Raw genomic sequence first — 18,817 nt, 5'->3', positions numbered from 1 at the left:
ATGTTGGGCGGCAGTGAAGGCTGTCCGAACAGCGGATGACTCACATGGCGTTCATGCCTTGAGATCTCTGACCGTGATGAAACTCTACAATTCAACCCTCGAGAACCGTACTGAGCGACCACTATTTGTCTACGAGGATCGTACTGAGCTTCGTCACTCGGAAAATAACTTCTTTGCTGTCGTCGGGGGAACGTCTATCCGTAGCGTCACATCGCGGCTGGCCCAGCCAACAGGCTGCGTTACAACGTCATCCACGCCCACACGCAGCAACTCCCAAATGGCCTCAATCGAGCGGTCCGCCGTTAGCCCGACACTATTCCCCAGAGCACCTAGCACTCAGGCCGCACCCACACATCAAACAGCCCGCCAGTTTCCACCACGAATCGCCACACCCAGCCAACGGGGGAGAGCTGCGGCTTGGTGCCCACCATGTGCACGTCGGCAGCGATGCACTGCTTCATCAGGGTGCCGGCTCGTTGAACGTGATAGTCGGAGGTCACCACGGTCACCGATTTCCAGCCTCGCTCGACCACAAGATCGCGGAGTCGTGCGGCCTCGCCTCTGGTGTTCAGCGGATCGGGACGGAAGCAGTCCAGGTGAGTGACGCCGTCGTGCTCTTCACAAAACTCATCCGAACCGGCGTTGGCCGGCAGCCCCGTGGTGACAACCACTAAGTCCTGGATTCCTAACTGGTCCCGCAACGCGAGCCCCACGGGGAGTCGTTCGTTGCTCATGCCACCGAGGACCACAATGGCGTCGGTCCGCTGAGGAGTGGCGTGGGGCGGGTTATGAAAGAGCTGGAAGGCGGCAATAAGCCACAGGGCACCCGCCACGACGCAAGCCACCAGCGTCCAGGCGAGCTTTCGTTTGAACGTCACCGGGTATCTACGTCCTCGAACACCAAGAAGGTTTGGGTGTCCAGGATGCCGTCCATGGATTGCAGTTGATCGAAGATGACGCGGCGGAGGTGGATGTTGTCTGTGGCACGGACCAGGAGGATGACGTCGAAGTCGCCGCCCACCAAAGCAATGTGGTGGATCTCGGGGATGGCCCGCAGCTGTTCCTTAAGTTCGCGCCACGAATGCTGCTGAACCTTCAACGTCACGTAAGCCGACGACCTAAGGCCCGCTTTGATGGGATCTACCAGCGCCGTGAACTTGGTCAGCACGCCCTCACCCGTGAGCCGGGCGATCCGGGAGTACGCGTGGGCGCGGCTGATGTGGACGTTCTCCGCCACCTGCGTAATGGACATGCGCCCATCGGTGGTCAGCTCACGGATAATGTCCCGGTCCACACCGTCCAGCGGTACGGCGGTCTGCTCCGCCTCGGCCTCGCTCACTGGCTCTCCAATTCGTCTACAGCACAGGCACGTAACCCAGCTCACAATTGCAATTCGTCTTTCAGGATACCCAGTTTAGGCAAGGGCTTCCATGATTTGGCCGAAAGCTGGATACGAAACAAGCCCGGGGAACATACTGGAAGCACATAGTGGCTAGAGAAGGACGGACCAATGACGATCCACGCAGATCACTCTGCGCCGGAAACGGCTGTAGAGGACCAGGCTGCTGACGTTCGGACAAAATTCGGCATCAGCGTTGAGGACTACATGCTCCCCGCCCGGCACCAGATCCAAATGGTGAACCCGGACGGCACCCTCCGCTCCCATGACGAGCAAGGCACCGAACCCGGCCACGAGTACCCCACGCCCAGCGACGCTGAACTGATGGCCGCTTACGAGCAGCTCGTCGTCGGACGTCGCGTCAACGACCAGAACTCTGCGCTCGTCCGGCAGGGCCGCATGGCCGTCTACCCCTCAAGCCACGGCCAGGAAGCCTGCCAGGTTGCAGCAGCCATGTGCCTCAGCGAAGGTGACTGGCTGTTCCCCACCTACCGTGACGCCGTCGCCGTCATGACCCGCGGGGTGGACCCCGTTGAGGTGATGACCATCTTCCGCGGCGACTGGCACGGCGGATACGACCCCAAAGAGCACAACGTCGGCATCCAGTGCACCCCGCTGACCACCCAGTTGCTGCACGCCGTCGGCGTTGCCCACGCTGCCAAACTGCGCGGTGAGAACACCGTAGTGATGGCCATGTGCGGCGACGGCGCCACCAGCGAAGGCGACTTCCACGAGGCACTGAACTTCGCCGCCGTCTTCCACCTGCCCGTCATCTTCTTCGTGCAGAACAACAAGTACGCCATCTCCGTACCGCTCAGCCACCAGTCCGTGGCACCGTCGCTCGCCCACAAGGCTGTTGGCTACGGCATGGCCGGTGAACGCGTTGACGGCAACGACCTCGTCGCGCTGCTCGCCGTGATGGACCGCGCTGTGAAGCTGGCCCGCGAAGGATCCGGGCCGCTGCTGATCGAAGCCCACACCTACCGCATGCAGGCACACACCAACGCCGACGACGCCACGCGGTACCGTCCGGACAGTGAAGTCGCTGAATGGCAGGCCAAGGATCCGCTGGCACGCATGAAGTCGTACCTCACGGACAAGGGCCTGCTGGACGACGCCGCTTCGGAGCGCATCGCTTCGCATGCCGAGGCCGTCGCCACCCAGCTCCGTGAAGGCCTGGGGGAAGACGTTCCGGTGCAGCCGCTGGACCTCTTCAAATACGTCTTCGCCAAGCAAACCCCGCAGCTGAAAGAACAGTCCGAACTGCTCGCCAGCGAACTCGCCCGCGCCGAAAGCGCCAACACCGGAACGGAGAGCGCAAAATGACCGTCACCACTACTGCGAACGGCAACGTCAGCGCAGCCACCGCCAGCGCCGCCGCTTCCGCCGCGGCAACTGCCGAAGCCACCGGCTCGCAGAGCCTCACCATGGCCAAAGCGCTCAACACCGCCATGGCCGACGCGATGCGCGCCGACTCCTCCGTCCTGGTGTTCGGCGAGGACGTGGGCATGTTGGGCGGCGTCTTCCGCATCACCGACGGCCTCATGGCCGAATTCGGCGAACAGCGCTGCTTCGACACCCCGCTCGCCGAATCCGGCATCGTGGGCATGGCCGTGGGCATGGCCATCAACGGCATGCGACCCGTCATCGAAATGCAGTTCGACGCCTTCGCCTACCCGGCCTTCGAACAGATCGTCAGCCACGTAGCCAAAATGCACAACCGCACCAAGGGCAAGCTCAAAATGCCCATGGTCATCCGTGTTCCCTACGCCGGCGGCATCGGGGGAGTGGAACACCACTGCGACTCCTCCGAGTCCTACTACGCCCACACCGCCGGCCTGAAGGTCTACACCCCGGCCACCGTGGCCGACGGCTACCGCATGCTCCGCGAAGCCATCGACTCCGATGACCCCGTCATGTTCATGGAACCCAAGAAGCTCTACTGGTCCAAGGACCAGGTGGACCTGGGTGCCCTGCGAGCAGAGCACGACGCCGGCACCTCCACCGAGGGCCGCGCAGCTGTCGCCCGTCCCGGCACGGACGCTACGCTCATCGCCTACGGTCCATCAGTTCCCACCGCGCTCGCCGCTGCAGCAGCCGCCGCCGAAGAGGGCCGCTCACTGGAAGTCATCGACGTCCGCACCCTCGTCCCCTTCGACGACGAAACCGTCTGCGCGTCCGTACGCAAGACGGGACGCGCCGTCGTCATCGCCGAAGCCCATGGATTCGCGTCCGTGTCATCCGAGATCGTGGCCCGCGTCCAGGAACGCGCGTTCCACTACCTCGCCGCGCCGATCCTCCGCGTGACCGGCTTCGACGTCCCGTTCCCGTCTCCCAAGCTGGAGCACTACTACCTGCCAAGCGTCGACCGTATCCTCGACGCCGTCGACGACCTTCAATGGGAGGACTGACCATGAGCTCAGATATGCAGGTCTTCAAACTGCCCGACCTGGGAGAGGGCCTCACCGAGGCCGAACTCGTTAACTGGCTCGTTGCCGTGGGCGACGAGATTGTGGTTGACCAGCCCATCGCCGAGGTTGAGACCGCCAAGTCCATGGTTGAGGTGCCCTCGCCTTACGCCGGCACCGTCGCCGAGCTGCACGGTGAAGCCGGTCAAACGCTCGACGTCGGCAAGCCGCTGATCTCGATCGCTCGCGCTGGTTCTTCTACGAGTTCGCCCGCTGCCGCTCCTGTTTCGGCTGGTTCTGTGGATCCTTCGCCGGTGTCCTCGGGTCTTGACGTTTCGCCGGCGGTGGAAGCTGCCGCTGAGACGTACCGGATCGAGGAGAAGGCTGGCTCGGGCAACGTGCTGATCGGCTACGGTACGCCAGGGGGAGTCACTGGTGGCCGGACCCGCCCGCGGAAGGCGAGTGGAGCGGCTGATTCTGTTTCTGCTCCGGTTGCCGTTGCTGAGCCGGTGATGGAACCGGCCGTTGCGGGGACGCGTATCCCCGGGAAGCTCAGTGCTGTCATCTCGCCGCTGGTCCGCAAGATGGCTCGCGACCACGGTGTTTCCCTCGACGCGATTGAGGGCTCGGGTGCCAGCGGGTTGATCATGCGTAAGGATGTGGAGGCGGCTATTTCTGCGCCGGAGGCTCCTGCTGCTGTTCCTGCTCCTCGCGTTGCTGCTGTTTCTGGTGTTGCTGCTCCCGCTTCTGCTGATGCTGGTTCCGTTGACAGCCGGACTGGCTTGGCCGTCTCCGCGCGGACGCCTGTCCGTGGGGTCCGCAAGGCTGTGGCCGCGAACATGACCCGCAGCCGCTCGGAGATTCCGGAAGCCACCGTCTGGGTGGACGTTGACGCGACCGCGCTCTTGGAGATGCGGGCGGAACTCAAGAAGCGCGCGCCGCACGATACCCCCGGTCTGCTGGCCTTCATCGCTCGTTTTGTCACGGCTGGGTTAAAAAAGTACCCGGCACTGAACACGCGCTTTGAGACTGCATCGGATGGCTCTCAGGAAATCGTTGGCTTCGACGGCATCAACCTCGGCTTCGCTGCCCAGACCGACCGCGGACTCGTAGTCCCGTCCGTCCGGAACGCGCATGAGTTGAGTGCCCGCGAACTGGACGCAGAGATCCGCCGACTCACCGCCGTCGCCCGTGACGGAAAGGCGACCCCCACCGAACTGGGCTCAGGCACCTTCACGCTGAACAACTATGGCGTATTCGGTGTGGATGGCTCGGCCGCGATCATCAACTACCCCGAGGTTGCGATGCTCGGCGTGGGCCGCATCATCGACAAGCCCTGGGTGGTCAACGGTGAGCTGGCCGTCTGCAAGGTCACCGAGCTGACCCTCGCCTTCGACCACCGAGTGTGCGACGGCGAAACCGCAGCCGGCTTCCTCCGATACGTCGCCGACGCAATCGAGAACCCGGGCGGCGCGCTCGCCGACATGTAACCCCCGACGCTCGCTCACGTCCCGAGGGTTTGGGCCGGACGCTGGCGCACATCCCTCGGGCTTGGGCGGGACGCTCGCTCATGTCCCGAGGGGTTGGGCGGGTCGCTCGCTCATGTCCCGATGGCTTGAGCCGGACGCTCGCTCATGTCCCGAGGGTTTGAGCCGGATGCTCGCTCATGTCCCGAGGGATTGGGCGGGACGCTCGCTCACATCCCGAGGGTTTGGGCCGGACGCTCGCTCAGGTCCCTCGGGTAGCGTCACTCGCCGAGTGTCGACGTAATAATCTTCCTGACTCCCGCTCGGTAGGCCCTCCGGTGTTGGAGCTTAGGCTTGGCTAACCTAAAGTTCTTGAAGGAGATAGTCCCCAACCTCCCCTTCTCCCCAAGAAAGTAGCCCCCATGAAGTTCCGCAAAAACGCGCTGGCCGGAATCGCACTCGCCGCCACCGCAGCCCTCGGCCTCGCAGCCTGTGGCTCCAACGCCGGCACCGCACCTGCCGCCTCTGATGCCGCTGCTTCAGGCGAAGGCATCACGGTGTACAACGCCCAGCACGAGAGCCTGACCAAGGAATGGATCGACGCCTTCACCAAGGAGACCGGCATCAAGGTCACCCTTCGCCAGGGCTCGGACACTGAGATGTCCAACCAGATCGTCCAAGAGGGCGCAGCTTCACCGGCCGACGTTTTCCTCACTGAGAACTCACCCGCAATGGCGCAGGTTGAAAACGCAGGCCTCTTCGCAGATGTGGACAAAGCCACTGCAGATCAGGTCCCGGCAGAGTTCCGCCCGTCCACGGGTAAGTGGACCGGCATCGCCGCTCGCTCCACCGTTCTGGTCTACGACAAGAACAAGATCAGCGAAGACAAGCTCCCCAAGTCCATGCTTGATCTGGCCAATCCTGAGTGGAAGGGCAAGTGGGCTGCTTCGCCCACGGGCGCTGACTACCAGGCGATCGTTGCCGCCCTGCTCGAACTCAAGGGCGAGGCCGCTACTGAAGCCTGGCTCAAGGGCATGAAGGAAAACTTCAAGGCCTACAAGGGCAACGGCACGGCCATGAAGGCTGTCAACGCCGGAGAAGTCGATGCCGCACTGATCTACCACTACTACTATTACGGCGATCAGGCCAAGACCGGCGAGAACTCCAAGAACGTCACGCCGTACTACTTCAAGAACCAGGACCCGGGTGCATTCCTTTCCATCTCGGGCGGCGGTGTCCTGAAGTCCTCCAAGAAGGCATCCGACGCCCAGGCATTCCTGAAGTTCATCACGGGCAAGCAGGGCCAGGAGATCCTCAAGACCGGTACCTCCTTCGAGTACGCCATCGCGTCCCAGGTTGATGCCAACCAGAAGCTGGTTCCCATCAAGGAACTGCAGGCACCGGCCGTTGACCCGGCCAAGCTGAATTCCACCAAGGTCACCGATCTGATGACCAAGGCAGGACTGCTGTAATTCCGTGAGCGTCCGACTTTCGGCTCCCGGCTCGCAGAGACCGGAAAGCACGACGACGGCGGGTGGGGGCAAGCGCCCCCGCCCGCCTTTCGGCGTTTCCACTGTGTCCTTGCTGGCTGTGCTGATTGCACTGTTTTCATTGGTGCCGTTGGGCTATGTCGTCTATATGACAGCAGCGACAGGTTGGGACACCGCCGTCGAATTGATTGTCCGGCCGAGGGTCGGCGAGTTGCTGCTGAACACGATCATGCTGATGGTTTTGACTGTTCCGCTGTGCCTGGTTCTGGGCGTCGGCGGGGCCTGGTTGGTGGAGCGGACCAACCTTCGCGGTCACCGCTGGTGGGCCGTCGCCTTGGCAGCACCCTTGGCAATCCCTGCGTTTGTGAACAGCTACTCATGGGTGTCCGCGGTTCCTTCATTGGAGGGAATCTGGTCGGGCGTACTCATCGCCACGCTGTCCTACTTCCCGCTCGTCTACATCCCGGCAGCCGCTACTCTAGGCAGGCTCGACCCGGCTATCGAGCAGTCCGCCGCCTCCATGGGCTTTGGTCCTTGGGCCGTGTTTTTCCGAGTGGTGCTGCCTCAACTTCGTATCGCGATGACCGGCGGGGCTCTGCTGGTGGCGTTGCATCTCCTGGCCGAGTATGGAGCCTTTGCCATGATCCGTTTCGATACCTTCACCACCGCGATCATGGTCCAGTTTCAGTCGACGTTCAACGGCACGGCAGGCAATATGTTGGCCAGCGTTCTGGTGTTCCTCTGCCTTATTCTGTTGCTCGCCGAGGTGAAAAGCCGCGGCTCGGCCCGCTACGCACGCGTAGGTTCCGGCGCCCAAGCCAAAGCCACCCGGATTCCTCTCGGCGGTTATCAAGCGCCGGCGCAACTGGGGTTGTTGAGCCTAACCGTCTTGGCTTTCGGGCTTCCTGTGTGGTTCGTGTTGCGTTGGACCGTGGCTGGAGGGCCGGAGGTTTGGGCAGCGGACGAGTTCGTTCCTGCCCTCCTGCAAACCCTCATGTACGGGGCAGTGGGCGCTGCAGTCACCACGGTGGTGGCCTTCCCCATGGCATACCTGGCTGTCCGGCACCCTAGCTGGTTCAGTAAATTGCTTGAGCTTTCCAATTACGTGACCAGCTCGATGCCCGGGATCGTGGTGGGCCTTGCGTTCGTCACTGTCAGCATCCGCGCCATTCCGGGTGTCTACCAAACCGCTGGTGTCCTGATCGCTGCCTACGTGCTGCTTTTCGTGCCGCGGGCCCTGGTGAACCTCCGTTCCGGTCTTGCCCAAGCGCCCAAGGAGCTCGACGAGGCCGCCCAGTCCCTGGGTAAGGCTCCACTGGTGTCATTCTTCAAAGTCACCCTGCGGCTCACCGCCCCGGCCGCTGCCGGGGGAGCGGCCCTGGTTTTCCTCGCCATCGTCAATGAACTCACGGCTACGCTCCTGCTCGCACCCAACGGCACTCGAACTTTGGCAACGGAGTTCTGGAGCAAGAGCAGCGAAATCGACTACACCGGCGCGGCACCCTACGCGCTGCTGATGATCCTGCTCTCGGCCCCCATGACGTACCTCCTCTTCCAACAGTCCAAGAAAGTGGCCGGACAGTGACTACTCATTCCTCCCCGGGTTTCGCGGCACCGCGCGTTGCACCCTCGGTTGCACCAACAACGGACACTCACCTCGACATTGCCGGCGTCACCAAGAATTTTGGTCCGCAGACCGTCTTAAGGGGTGTTCACCTCTCCGTCTCCAAGGGTGGCACCACGGCCATTGTGGGTCCGTCAGGTTCGGGCAAGACCACGTTGCTCAGGCTTATTGCCGGCTTTGAACATCCCACCAGCGGAGCGATCAGCCTCAACGGAACTTCGGTTGCCGGAAACGGCGTCCGGGTTCCCGCGCACAAGCGCCACGTTGGCTATGTCGCCCAGGACGGTGCCCTCTTCCCGCACCTTACAGTGGGGCAGAACATCTCTTTCGGTCTGGACGTTGGAAAGCTCGACGGCGGTCGGCGGGGCGTGCGGGCACGCGTTGAGGAACTTCTCGCGATGGTTTCGCTCGATGCGTCCATGGCAAAGCGCCGCCCCCACCAGTTGTCGGGCGGTCAGCAACAAAGGGTTGCATTGGCACGTGCCCTGGCTCGGGAGCCCGAATTGATGCTCCTCGATGAGCCGTTCTCCGCCCTCGATGCCGGGCTTCGCGTCGCCACGCGAAGAGCCGTAGCCAAGGTTCTGAACGAAGCAGGCGTGACCACCATCCTGGTCACACACGACCAGGCCGAAGCGTTGTCCTTCGCGGACCAAGTGGCCATCATGCGTGATGGAAAACTGGCCCAAATTGGCAATCCTTTCGTCGTTTACACTCGTCCCGCTGACCGTGCCACCGCAGAGTTTCTGGGGGAGGCGGTCATTCTGGACGCGTGGATGGAAGGCTCGCTGGCTACATGCTCGCTGGGCGGTATCCCCGTCAGGCGCCCGCCCGCACAAGGCAAGGTCCAACTCATGCTGCGACCGGAACAAATCCGCATCGCCCCGGATGGCCCCATCCGTGGCGTCGTAGTGGACACCGACTACTTCGGACCGGAAACCACCGTGCGCATCAAATTGGGTGCTTATGCTGCTCCCGACGGAGGAAGCTCCGGCAACGGCCACCGCTACCCAGGCGGCGGCGAAGTCATCACCATCAGGCATTGGAATGCATCCATCACCAAACCTGGAACGGAGCTTTGCCTTCGAGTGGTTGGAGAGGGCGTAGCGTTCCCGGTGAGCGGCTAACAGAAGTCATATTCGCGACGGAAGGCATTATCCAGTTGAGTTAGGTTAGCTTTACCTTGTTAACTCCCGGGTGTGACTATTCAGCCGGATTTGGCCGGAGTTTCGTTCGCCGCCAACCTGGCCTCGTTCGGAGACCGTACCGCCATCAGTATCGGGGAACGCTCAGTCAGCTACCTCGAACTTGCCCGCCGCGTCGAGGCCATGGCGCGCTCGTTCGGTCCTGCCCGATGCCTGATTGCCCTTGAGGCCGAGAACACCCTGTCGTCGCTGACGGTCTATCTCGCCGCACTGGCGTCAGGGCATCCACTGCTGATCTTGCCCCCGGGCGGTGGCCAAACTTCCGAAAAGCTCATTGCCGCCTATGACCCGGACATTGTTGCCCGTTCAGCGCAGGGCGATTGTGTCCTGGACATCCGCAGGCTCAAGACCCGGCACCAACTGCATCCTGAGCTGGCACTCTTGGTCAGCACTTCCGGTTCCACCGGATCGCCAAAACTTGTTCGTCTCTCCGGTGCCTCCGTTCAGGCCAACGCGGCCGCTATCGCCGAATACTTGCACCTGCGTCCAAGTGACACCGCAGCCACCACGCTTCCCCTCTCATACTGCTACGGGATGAGCGTGGTCAACAGCCACTTGCTGGTGGGTGCCTCGATCGCACTGACAGACCTATCGGTCGTGGACCCTTGTTTTTGGGAACTGGTCCGGTCCCGGCACGTGACGTCGTTCGCCGCAGTGCCGTACACGTTCGATCTTCTTGACCGGGCCGGCTTCGAGCGCATGGACCTTCCGAGCCTGCGTTACATCACCCAGGCCGGAGGCCGACTGGCACCGGAAAAGGTCCGTTCATTCGCTGAACTGGGCCAAAAACGAGGCTGGGACCTTTTTGTCATGTACGGGCAGACGGAGGCAACGGCCCGGATGGCCTATTTGCCGCCCGACCAGGCGGTAGTCCACCCGCATGCAATCGGAATTCCAGTACCAGGCGGAGCGTTCCGGCTTGAACCCGTTCCGGGGCTCGATGCCAGCGAACTCGTATTCAGCGGCCCCAACGTCATGCTGGGCTATGCGGAGCGACCCGAGGATCTGGCTCTCGGCCGCGAAGTTACGGAGCTCCGTACCGGCGACCTTGCTCGTCAAGGCCCGGGCGGCCTCTATGAGATCGTTGGCCGGCGCAGCAGGTTCGTCAAAATCGCAGGGCTCCGGATTGATCTGGGACAAGTAGAGCGGCTTCTTGGAGACCTTGGCCTTAGTGCCGCCGCTGCCGGCTCGGACGAGAAGGTGGTTGCGGCCGTGGAAGGGGACCGTGACTTCGCCTTGGCGGCCAAAACATTGGCGCAGGACCTGCGGGTGCCGCGTGCCGCCGTCGAACTTTACTCTGTACCGTCCATTCCGCGGCTGGCCAACGGGAAACCTGACTACCCCGCTATCCTGGCGCTGTCCGTCCGTCCAGAGCCGGCCCAGCCGGAAGACGTTCTCCACGCCGACGACGGCAATTCGCCCGCGACGACGGATTCCGTGCAGAGAATCTTCGCAGACGCGTTGGAGCGTCAGGACGTTGCTATCACGGACAGTTTCGTTTCCCTGGGTGGAGACTCGCTATCTTACGTAGCGGTGTCCGTGCGGCTGGAAAAGGTTCTTGGCCGAATTCCACAAGGATGGCACACGATGCCCATCTGTGAGCTCGTTCCCGCGCCGGACTCAGCACCGTCGGGAGACTTGGGGAAAGCGGGAGCTCCGGGCTCGGTTGGCCGTGCCGTGCAGAAGTGGCAAAGCAAGCTGCTCGCGAGCATGGAAACAGGGATTGTCCTCCGTGCTGTGGCCATCGTTTTCATCGTGGCCACGCACATCGACTTTTTCTCTTGGGAAGGCACCGCGCACGTGCTCATGGCCTTGGCCGGCTACAACTTTGCGCGTTTCCAGCTCACCGGGTCCAGGCGCGAGCGGCTTAGACGGCAACTACGGGCTGTCGCGCGGATAGTGGTGCCCAGCATCGCAGTGATCGGCCTCGCGTTCGTCGTCACCGACGACTATCGCTGGCACAACGTCTTCTTACTGAATTCCTTGGTGGGCCCGCCAGGGTGGACTGACCTGTCGCGCTTTTGGTTCGTTGAGGTGCTGGTCCACATCCTGCTTGGGTTGGCGATCCTCCTGGTCATTCCTGGCGTTGATAGGGCGCTGCGCAGATGGCCATGGGCCTTTCCACTGGTCCTGGCAGGCATTGATCTCTTGCAGCGCTTCGACGTCATTGAACTGCCCTACCCCGGTCAGGGGCCTGTACTGTGGCTCTTCGCCTTCGGATGGGCCGCGGCGGTATCCAGGCGATGGTGGCAACGCGCTGCCATGACGGCCCTGGCCCTGTTGACCATTCCCGGATCCTTCCCAGACGAATACCGTAGCGCCACCATCTTGGTTGGTTTCCTCATTCTGCTGTGGATCCCCACCCTGCCCGTTCCCCGCGGCCTTCATCGCATCACGGCGCTGCTAGCAAGTTCATCCCTCTACATCTACGTCACTCACTGGCTGGTGTATCCGTACTTCGACGAGTTCAGCAAAGGCTTGGCGGTGGCGGCATCCCTGGCGGCAGGAGTGGCGTACTGGGCGTTGGCAACCCGTGCGATGGGCAACGCCGAGCGGTGGCTTCTGGCGAATCCTTCTCCGGTTGGACCAAACCTTCATACGGGGGCCCAGCAAGCGGGACTTCGGACTCTATTTGCGGCTCGGATCCGGGCTAAGACTGGGAGTAAATCTCAGAAGTGAAAGGTGCCGATCATGATGTGGGGTTATGGACAAGGCATGGTGTGGATGTGGCTTTGGGTTTCTCTGCTACTTGTCGGCATCGCGTTGCTTGTACTTCTGGCAATAAGGGTCTTTGGCGGCGGCCGCGCCGGATACGTGCCTGCAGGCCCACAAGGGCCAGGCGACCCGCCGCCGGTGAAAGAGAGCAGGGCACGCCAGATCCTCGATGAGCGCTTTGCGAAGGGGGAGCTCACAGCAGACCAGTACCGGGAGTACCTCAATGTGCTCGGTGAGGACCGATAGTGCGAGCCATCAGCCCTCGCCAAGTTCTGTTTCCGAAAACCGGGCAGACCTCTTCATGTGAGAGATGAACACTTGTTCTTCATACCCCCTGGGGGTATATTGAAGGTGTTGTCAGTGAGTGGTATGTCGCGGAGGGCCGTATGGGTTCCTTTTTACAGCCGTTCAACCACAGCACCCATCGCATCTTCTGCAATGAAGGGAACTGACATGCAAACACCACCACGTACCGAGCTCCCGCTGGCTGCTTCCTCATCTGGCTGCGGTTGCTGCTCCACCGATGCGAGCCCCACTCCGCCAATCGAAACAGGTGTTGAGTACGGCGTAGAGGGCCTGACCTGCGGGGGATGCGTGGCCAGCGTTGAGCTGGCCGTCAAGGCCCTCGACGGCGTCGATACGGCGTCCGTTGACCTCGCCCCCGGCGGAGTCTCCCGCCTGATCATCACTGGATCCGCCGGGCCGTCTGCGGTCCGGGATGCCGTCACGTCGGCGGGGTACAGCCTGACCAGCAGCTAGTCCAAACACGTTCGGCCCGCACCGCCTAAGCGATGCCGCGGGCCGCACCTGGAGGAGCGCACCATGACAGAACACGCCCGTCACCCCGATCACCACACTTCATCAGCCAGCGCAGCAGCCGACACGGATCAGGTAGTACCTCACCAGCCGCCCGGCGCGCCGACACCCTCGCATCAGCACCCCTCCCACCCACAAGGACATGGCGCCCAGGACGATCATGCAGTGCACAGCCACGGCCAGCATGCCGGGCACAGCACAGCCATGTTCAAAGACAGGTTCTGGTTGACCTTGGCCCTGTCGGTCCCGGTTGTGTATTTCAGCCCGATGTTCGGGCATCTCCTGGAATATATGCCCCCGGAATTCCCGGGGTCGACCTGGATCCCGCCAGTTCTGGGGACCGTGATCTTCCTCTATGGAGGCATGCCGTTCCTTAAAGGCGGCCTGAACGAGCTGAAGGCCCGGCAGCCGGGCATGATGCTGCTGATCAGTATGGCCATCACCGTCGCGTTCGCCGCGTCCTGGGCCACCAGCCTGCGGATCGGGAACTTCGATCTGGACTTCTGGTGGGAACTGGCATTGCTGGTAGCCATCATGCTGCTCGGACACTGGATCGAAATGCGGGCTCTCGGCTCGGCTCAGGGCGCCCTCGATGCCCTGGCCGCACTGCTGCCCGACGAAGCCGAACGCGTCTCCGAGACCGGCGTCGAAACTGTCCCGGTTTCCGAGCTGAGGACCGGGGACGTTGTTCGGGTGCGGACCGGGGCCCGGATGCCCGCCGACGGCACCATCGCCGACGGACAAGCCGAGTTCGATGAATCCATGATCACCGGTGAATCCAAAACAGTGCTGCGTTCCGTCGGAGACCCGGTGGTAGCCGGGACCGTGGCCACGGACAACACCGTCCGCGTTACGGTAACGGCGGTCGGGGACGACACGGCTCTGGCTGGTATCCAGCGGTGGTCGCCGAAGCACAGGCATCATCCTCGAAAGCCCAGGCCCTCGCGGACAGGGCGGCGGCGTTCCTGTTCTACTTCGCTACCATCGCCGGTGTCATCACCTTCATAGTTTGGGCCTTGTTGGGTAGCCTGCCAGACGCCGTCACCCGTACAGTGACGGTGCTGGTGATCGCCTGCCCCCACGCCCTCGGGCTCGCCATTCCACTGGTAATTGCGATTTCCACGGAACAGGCCGCCAAGGCTGGGGTGCTGATAAAGAACCGGATCGCGCTGGAGCGGATGCGCACCGTGGACATCATTCTGTTCGACAAGACCGGGACTCTGACCAAGGGCGAACCCGAGCTCAAGGACACTGCCGCAGTTGAAGGTATCAGCACCGATGAGTTGTTGTCGTTGGCCGCGGCCGTGGAGTCTGACAGCGAACACCCCGTCGCCCGGGCCATTGTCCGGGCAGCCCAAAGCAGAGGCCTGGAAGTGCCGCAAGCCACGGGTTTCACCTCGATGACGGGCCGGGGTGTGCGCGCGATGGTCGACGGCCGGAGCGTGCAGATCGGAGGGCCGGCACTGCTGCGCGAACTGGCGCTCGCGGAACCCGACTCCCTGGCGAGGTCCACGCATGAATGGATGGGGCGAGGCGCAGCCGTGCTGCACGTCATAGACGGGGACCGGATCCTGGGTGCGGTCAGCCTGGAGGACGCCATCCGGTCCGAGTCCCGGCAGGCCGTAGACGCACTGCAAAGCAGGGGCATCAAAGTCGCCATGATCACCGGCGACGCCCGGCAGGTAGCCACTTCGGTGGGAGCGGAGTTGAACATCGATGAGGTCTTCGCTGAAGTCCTGCCCGCGGACAAGGACAAAAAAGTCGCTGAACTGCAGGCCCGCGGCCTTAAGGTCGCGATGGTCGGGGACGGCGTCAACGACTCGCCTGCGCTGGCCCGGGCCGAGGTTGGCATCGCCATCGGTGCCGGCACCGATGTGGCGATGGAATCAGCCGGGGTCATCTTGGCCGGCAACGATCCCCGGGCGGTGCTGTCCATGGTTGACCTGTCCCGGGCCAGCTACCAAAAGATGTGGCAGAACCTCGTGTGGGCCACGGGCTATAACATCATCGCCGTGCCCTTGGCCGCGGGCGTGCTGGCATTCGCCGGAATCGTCCTGTCCCCGGCTGCAGGGGCGGTCCTGATGTCCATATCCACGATCGTGGTGGCACTGAACGCCCAGTTGCTCCGTCGGGTGAAACTGAACCCCTCGCAGGTTCGTTGACTCAATAGTGTGCAGGCCTCACCGGAATCAACTCCGGCCACGTCCAGGGACATCCAAATCGACGTTTGAAGAACGTGTCCTCGCCCTTTTCGCGAGCTGGGCAAGCAGCTGCGCGTCGCTCATGTGGCTGGCTCGTATCCGACAAGCCAGTGAAGTCCGTGACGATCAATGACTTGGCCATCGGACGCGCCCCAGGGCTTTGGCGACAGCGGATCAAGCACCGACCCGTCAATGGAGAGTTGATCGAACCATTTGTGGAGGAGTGCCGGTTCGGCGGTTCCCAGCAGCGAGAGCATGATGCCTTCGAGCCGGACCGTTGTTTGGCCTTCGGCTGCGTCCGATCCTGCCAAAGCAACGATGCCGTTGAGCACTCCATGAGCTATGGCTTCTGGTGGGCCATCGCTCCTGCCGAAGTCCTCGTAGGTGTGCAGGGACAGCTCACCGCCGAAAATGCCCGAGTAAAAGTTCAGTGCTTCCCGCGCCGTTCCCGGGAAAGAGACATAGATCTGGGGCCCGGCCATGCGCCCATGAGTTTTAGGTGTCATGGCAGTGCTGTCCTTAACCCGATCGATGGTGGCACCCCAACCCTCCCGGGTACCTCCCAGAATGAGCTTTTGCACTTCTTCGATGTCCAGATGCTCAGAGAACTGAACTGTGAGGACGAGCTCCGTTTGCGTGTCCAGCTCGTTGAGCTGCACCGTGACAACAGGGGCATTCAGTTCGCTCTCACCGTCGAGTTCGGGCCATCCTCCGACAGCTCCCCAGCGGAAGACGAGTCGTTCGTCGGGAACGATCTCCAAGTAGATCCCTCCGGTGGGATAGCTGAGGTCGTCATCGACGATCATCTGCTGTTTCCACGTCCCTCCAACCCGGAGGTCCACCTCAATGGGTGTGGTCGGCGTGGGCATGTCGGGGTTGTAGAACCAGGCCAAGTGATCAGGGTCAGTCCACGCTCTGAACACCGACTGCCGAGATGCAGCAAGAATTCGGGTAAGGGTGAAGCTTCGATTCTGTGGCGGGTAATCGGTCGTCATCTATCCTCCGGTTCGGTGCGAGCGTCGGGCTGCTCGGGTGTTATGGCGAGCTGAGCGTCGAGGCGATCCAGACGGGCGCTCAGGAAATCGCGGTACGGTCCCATCCATTCCTCAACCTTTTGGAGAGGTGCGGGTTGAAGCCGGCAGTTCCTCCACTGGGCAGATCTGGACTTTGTGATCAGCCCAGCCTGCTCGAGCACTTTCAGGTGGCGTGATACGGAAGGCACGCTAATCGAGTGTGGGGCGGCCAATTCGGTCACCGTCGCCTCGCCCCGCTGCAACTGCGCCAGCAGAGCACGGCGGGTGGGATCCGCCAACGCAAGGAAAATCGTACTCAATTCGTCCATTTGCAGCCCAGCCTAATTACGTACCTACGCAAATACAACGATGAGGTCGCTCCTGTTCAAGCGTTCACGAGAACCAACCGAGGAGAGGGCATCGGTGTCTTAATCTCTGGACCGGTGCGGAGGACCCAAGCGATCAGGCCGGACTACAGCGCCGATCCGTGTACTCCGAAAGGAACCGGAGACGGTCTGTTCTGGTTGGTCCCATCACCGAGTTGTCCATATTCGTTCCAGCCCCAAGCCAAAGCATCACCGTTGCCCAGCACGACGAAGGCATAACCGACTCCGCCGAAAACTGCCACTGCTCCGGTGACACCGACTACTGGGGTAGGGAGGTGTCGCTCGTTTGTGTCCCCACTTCCTACGGAACCCAGCACGTTATAGCCCCATCCGCGGACTGTGCCGTCTTTCATGAGGGCATAGCCATTTCCGTCGCCGGCTTCCAGAGATGCGACTCCGGACAGCTCAGCAATTGCTACTGGCAAGTGACGCCAGGTTGTAGTTCCGTCGCCGAGTTGCCCCCAGCTGTTGTTACCCCAAGCCCACGCCGTGCCGTCCGTTTTCAGTGCGTACGCCGTGCCGTTTCCAGCGGAAATGCTTTTGACGTTGTCGAGGTTGACCTTGATCGGGTCCAGCCGCTCGGTTGTGGTGCCATCGCCCAGTTCGCCCGTGCCGTTCCGTCCCCATGCCCAGAGAGTTCCGTCGCTTTTCAGTGCGTAGCCCGCAGCCGGACCTGCCGAGATTGCCGTGATGCTGGAAAGACTTGTCAGGCGTGCCGGCACCGGGCGAACCTGCGGTTGCATGGCGTCAGGTCCTAAGGTGTATAGACCCCATGCCCAGACAGACCCGTCCTTCTTCAGGGCTATGGCGCCGTCGTACATGGCCGCAACGTCCACCACATCGCTCAAGCCTTGGATGGGCGCCGGAGTAGAACGGGACTCGGTAGATCCGTCCCCGAGCTGGTGGGAGGAGTTATTCCCCCATGCCCATACGGTGCCATCGAGTTTGACTGCGTAGGACGCCCCGTGGCCGGCGGCTACGTGCTTCACTCCGCTAAGTCCGGGAACGGGTTCTGGCAGGCTTCCCTCGGCGTCTGCACCCCAAGTCCGCACAGTGCCGTCAGATTGAACTTCGTAGGCCACTGTTGAAGACCCCGTGAAGGACCGCTGAACCACTTCCGGCTCCGGCGTCGATGTGTTAGTCGGTGTAGGCGTCGGCGTGGGGTTTGTTGGTGGGGGCTGGATGACGGTGGTGCCTTGGCACGGGTTTGCAGTGAACAGTGGCCATGACTTGGTTACTGTGGCTTCCCACTCGCCCAGGTCGAAGCCCATGATCTCGATGCCTGCAGTTACGCCTAGCCGCCCTTCGACGCCGAGCTCCAGCGGGCAGGTCCAGCTGAGTTGTTGCCCGGTGGCCGCCGTAACGGTGATGGTGGTGGTCGCGTACGGTCCCATTCCGAACATGATCCCTGCGACGCCGTAGAGCTTGATCGTGGCATCAAAATCCAGTGACGCCCGCACGGTAAGAGACGCGGATGCCTTGTATTGATTCTGGATCCCGGCAGTGGAGGGCTTGTCATTGACCAGGTTGAACGAGCCGTTTTTGTATTTGAAACCGTGACCGCTGGAAACAGTCTGCGACGAGGAGAAAACCACCTGCGCATCCCCGTCCAGGGCGAAGTTCGCATTCATCTCCGCATCGGCGGTCACCGCCACGGGGACCGGCCCAACCCAGAACGTGAACCAGGCATTGAGCTCACCAAGCTTTGAGGTCACCTGACCCTTCAACGACCCCTCGGCGGTGACGGAATGCTCGGCCTTCACCGACGGCGTCACCACTACCGAGGCTTCCTTCAACTGCAGAAAACCGACGTCCAAGGTCATCTTCGCCGTGGCCTTCGCCGTCACCGACGACTTCAAAGTCACCGAGCCATTACCAGTCAAAGGTGCGTCGGGTTTGCCGAACTCACCCTTGACGGTCTTCTTGAACGTCATGGACTTGTTGAACACATCCGCCGAGGCTTCCGCGAACGGTTGGGCCATGTCCAGCTTTGTTGCGGTCGGGGCCGCGTCTGGTTCAACCACGACGTCGGGCTCCGGGATGAACTCTGACCTCACCGGGGTGCCGCTCACCTCGAGCAACCCGCCGGTGGAGACG

The 18,817-nt window shown here is 62.3% G+C and carries 14 protein-coding genes and 2 pseudogenes; 10 read left to right on the top strand and 6 right to left on the bottom strand.

Annotated elements, in window-relative coordinates:
* Nucleotides 1–329 precede the first annotated feature (329 nt).
* Nucleotides 330–878 carry a YdcF family protein gene (locus AC6CH8_RS20685; RefSeq protein WP_498192131.1) on the bottom strand — a complete coding sequence of 183 codons (549 nt, stop codon included), beginning with the start codon at nt 876–878 and terminating at the stop codon, nt 330–332.
* On the bottom strand, nt 875–1,339 hold the full coding sequence (locus tag AC6CH8_RS20680; RefSeq protein ID WP_105690236.1) for an Lrp/AsnC family transcriptional regulator: 465 nt from the start codon (nt 1,337–1,339) through the stop codon (nt 875–877). The genes AC6CH8_RS20685 and AC6CH8_RS20680 overlap by 4 nt, the downstream gene beginning before the upstream one ends.
* A 171-nt stretch (nt 1,340–1,510) precedes the next feature.
* Between AC6CH8_RS20680 and pdhA the strand changes: the two genes are divergently transcribed.
* The 10 genes and pseudogenes from pdhA (at nt 1,511) to AC6CH8_RS20630 (ending at nt 15,282) form a co-directional block, all read left to right on the top strand.
* Complete coding sequence (pdhA, locus tag AC6CH8_RS20675; protein ID WP_091469327.1) at nt 1,511–2,725, top strand: pyruvate dehydrogenase (acetyl-transferring) E1 component subunit alpha; 1,215 nt, start codon at nt 1,511–1,513, stop codon at nt 2,723–2,725.
* The gene (locus tag AC6CH8_RS20670) at nt 2,722–3,810 is read left to right on the top strand and encodes an alpha-ketoacid dehydrogenase subunit beta (RefSeq protein ID WP_498192130.1); all 1,089 of its coding nucleotides are present in this window, start codon (nt 2,722–2,724) and stop codon (nt 3,808–3,810) included. Before pdhA ends, AC6CH8_RS20670 begins: the two co-directional genes overlap by 4 nt.
* Before the next feature lie 2 nt (nt 3,811–3,812).
* Complete coding sequence (locus AC6CH8_RS20665; protein WP_498192129.1) at nt 3,813–5,297, top strand: dihydrolipoamide acetyltransferase family protein; 1,485 nt, start codon at nt 3,813–3,815, stop codon at nt 5,295–5,297.
* Between the two features lie 398 nt (nt 5,298–5,695).
* A complete protein-coding gene (locus AC6CH8_RS20660; protein WP_498192128.1) occupies nt 5,696–6,745 on the top strand; it encodes an iron ABC transporter substrate-binding protein in 1,050 nt (349 codons plus the stop codon).
* A 4-nt stretch (nt 6,746–6,749) separates the two neighbouring features.
* Complete coding sequence (locus AC6CH8_RS20655; RefSeq protein ID WP_498192127.1) at nt 6,750–8,348, top strand: ABC transporter permease; 1,599 nt, start codon at nt 6,750–6,752, stop codon at nt 8,346–8,348.
* The gene (locus AC6CH8_RS20650; RefSeq protein ID WP_498192126.1) at nt 8,345–9,511 is read left to right on the top strand and encodes an ABC transporter ATP-binding protein; all 1,167 of its coding nucleotides are present in this window, start codon (nt 8,345–8,347) and stop codon (nt 9,509–9,511) included. Before AC6CH8_RS20655 ends, AC6CH8_RS20650 begins: the two co-directional genes overlap by 4 nt.
* 72 nt (nt 9,512–9,583) lie before the next feature.
* A complete protein-coding gene (locus AC6CH8_RS20645) occupies nt 9,584–12,268 on the top strand; it encodes an AMP-binding protein (RefSeq protein ID WP_498192125.1) in 2,685 nt (894 codons plus the stop codon).
* Between the two features lie 12 nt (nt 12,269–12,280).
* Nucleotides 12,281–12,550: an SHOCT domain-containing protein gene (locus AC6CH8_RS20640; RefSeq protein ID WP_498192124.1), complete on the top strand. Its 270-nt coding sequence runs from the start codon at nt 12,281–12,283 to the stop codon at nt 12,548–12,550.
* A 207-nt stretch (nt 12,551–12,757) separates the two neighbouring features.
* Nucleotides 12,758–13,063: a heavy-metal-associated domain-containing protein gene (locus AC6CH8_RS20635; RefSeq protein WP_498192123.1), complete on the top strand. Its 306-nt coding sequence runs from the start codon at nt 12,758–12,760 to the stop codon at nt 13,061–13,063.
* A gap of 63 nt (nt 13,064–13,126) precedes the next feature.
* Nucleotides 13,127–15,282, top strand: a pseudogene (locus AC6CH8_RS20630) (copper-translocating P-type ATPase).
* A 119-nt stretch (nt 15,283–15,401) separates the two neighbouring features.
* Here the strand turns inward: AC6CH8_RS20630 and AC6CH8_RS20625 are convergent.
* From AC6CH8_RS20625 to AC6CH8_RS20610, 4 genes and pseudogenes are all read right to left on the bottom strand, one after another.
* A complete protein-coding gene (locus tag AC6CH8_RS20625; protein WP_498192199.1) occupies nt 15,402–15,803 on the bottom strand; it encodes a VOC family protein in 402 nt (133 codons plus the stop codon).
* 48 nt (nt 15,804–15,851) lie between these two features.
* Nucleotides 15,852–16,316 (bottom strand): annotated as a pseudogene (locus AC6CH8_RS20620) (SRPBCC family protein); the annotation flags it as partial.
* A complete protein-coding gene (locus AC6CH8_RS20615) occupies nt 16,313–16,663 on the bottom strand; it encodes an ArsR/SmtB family transcription factor (protein ID WP_498192122.1) in 351 nt (116 codons plus the stop codon). The pseudogene AC6CH8_RS20620 and the gene AC6CH8_RS20615, both read right to left, overlap by 4 nt.
* Nucleotides 16,664–16,806: 143 nt before the next feature.
* Nucleotides 16,807–18,817: RCC1 domain-containing protein (locus AC6CH8_RS20610; RefSeq protein ID WP_498192121.1), on the bottom strand; the 2,011-nt coding region annotated here is incomplete at its 5' end.

The organism is Paenarthrobacter sp. GQ52, assembly GCF_059759005.1.
This window is presented reverse-complemented; position numbering and strand designations above follow the sequence as displayed.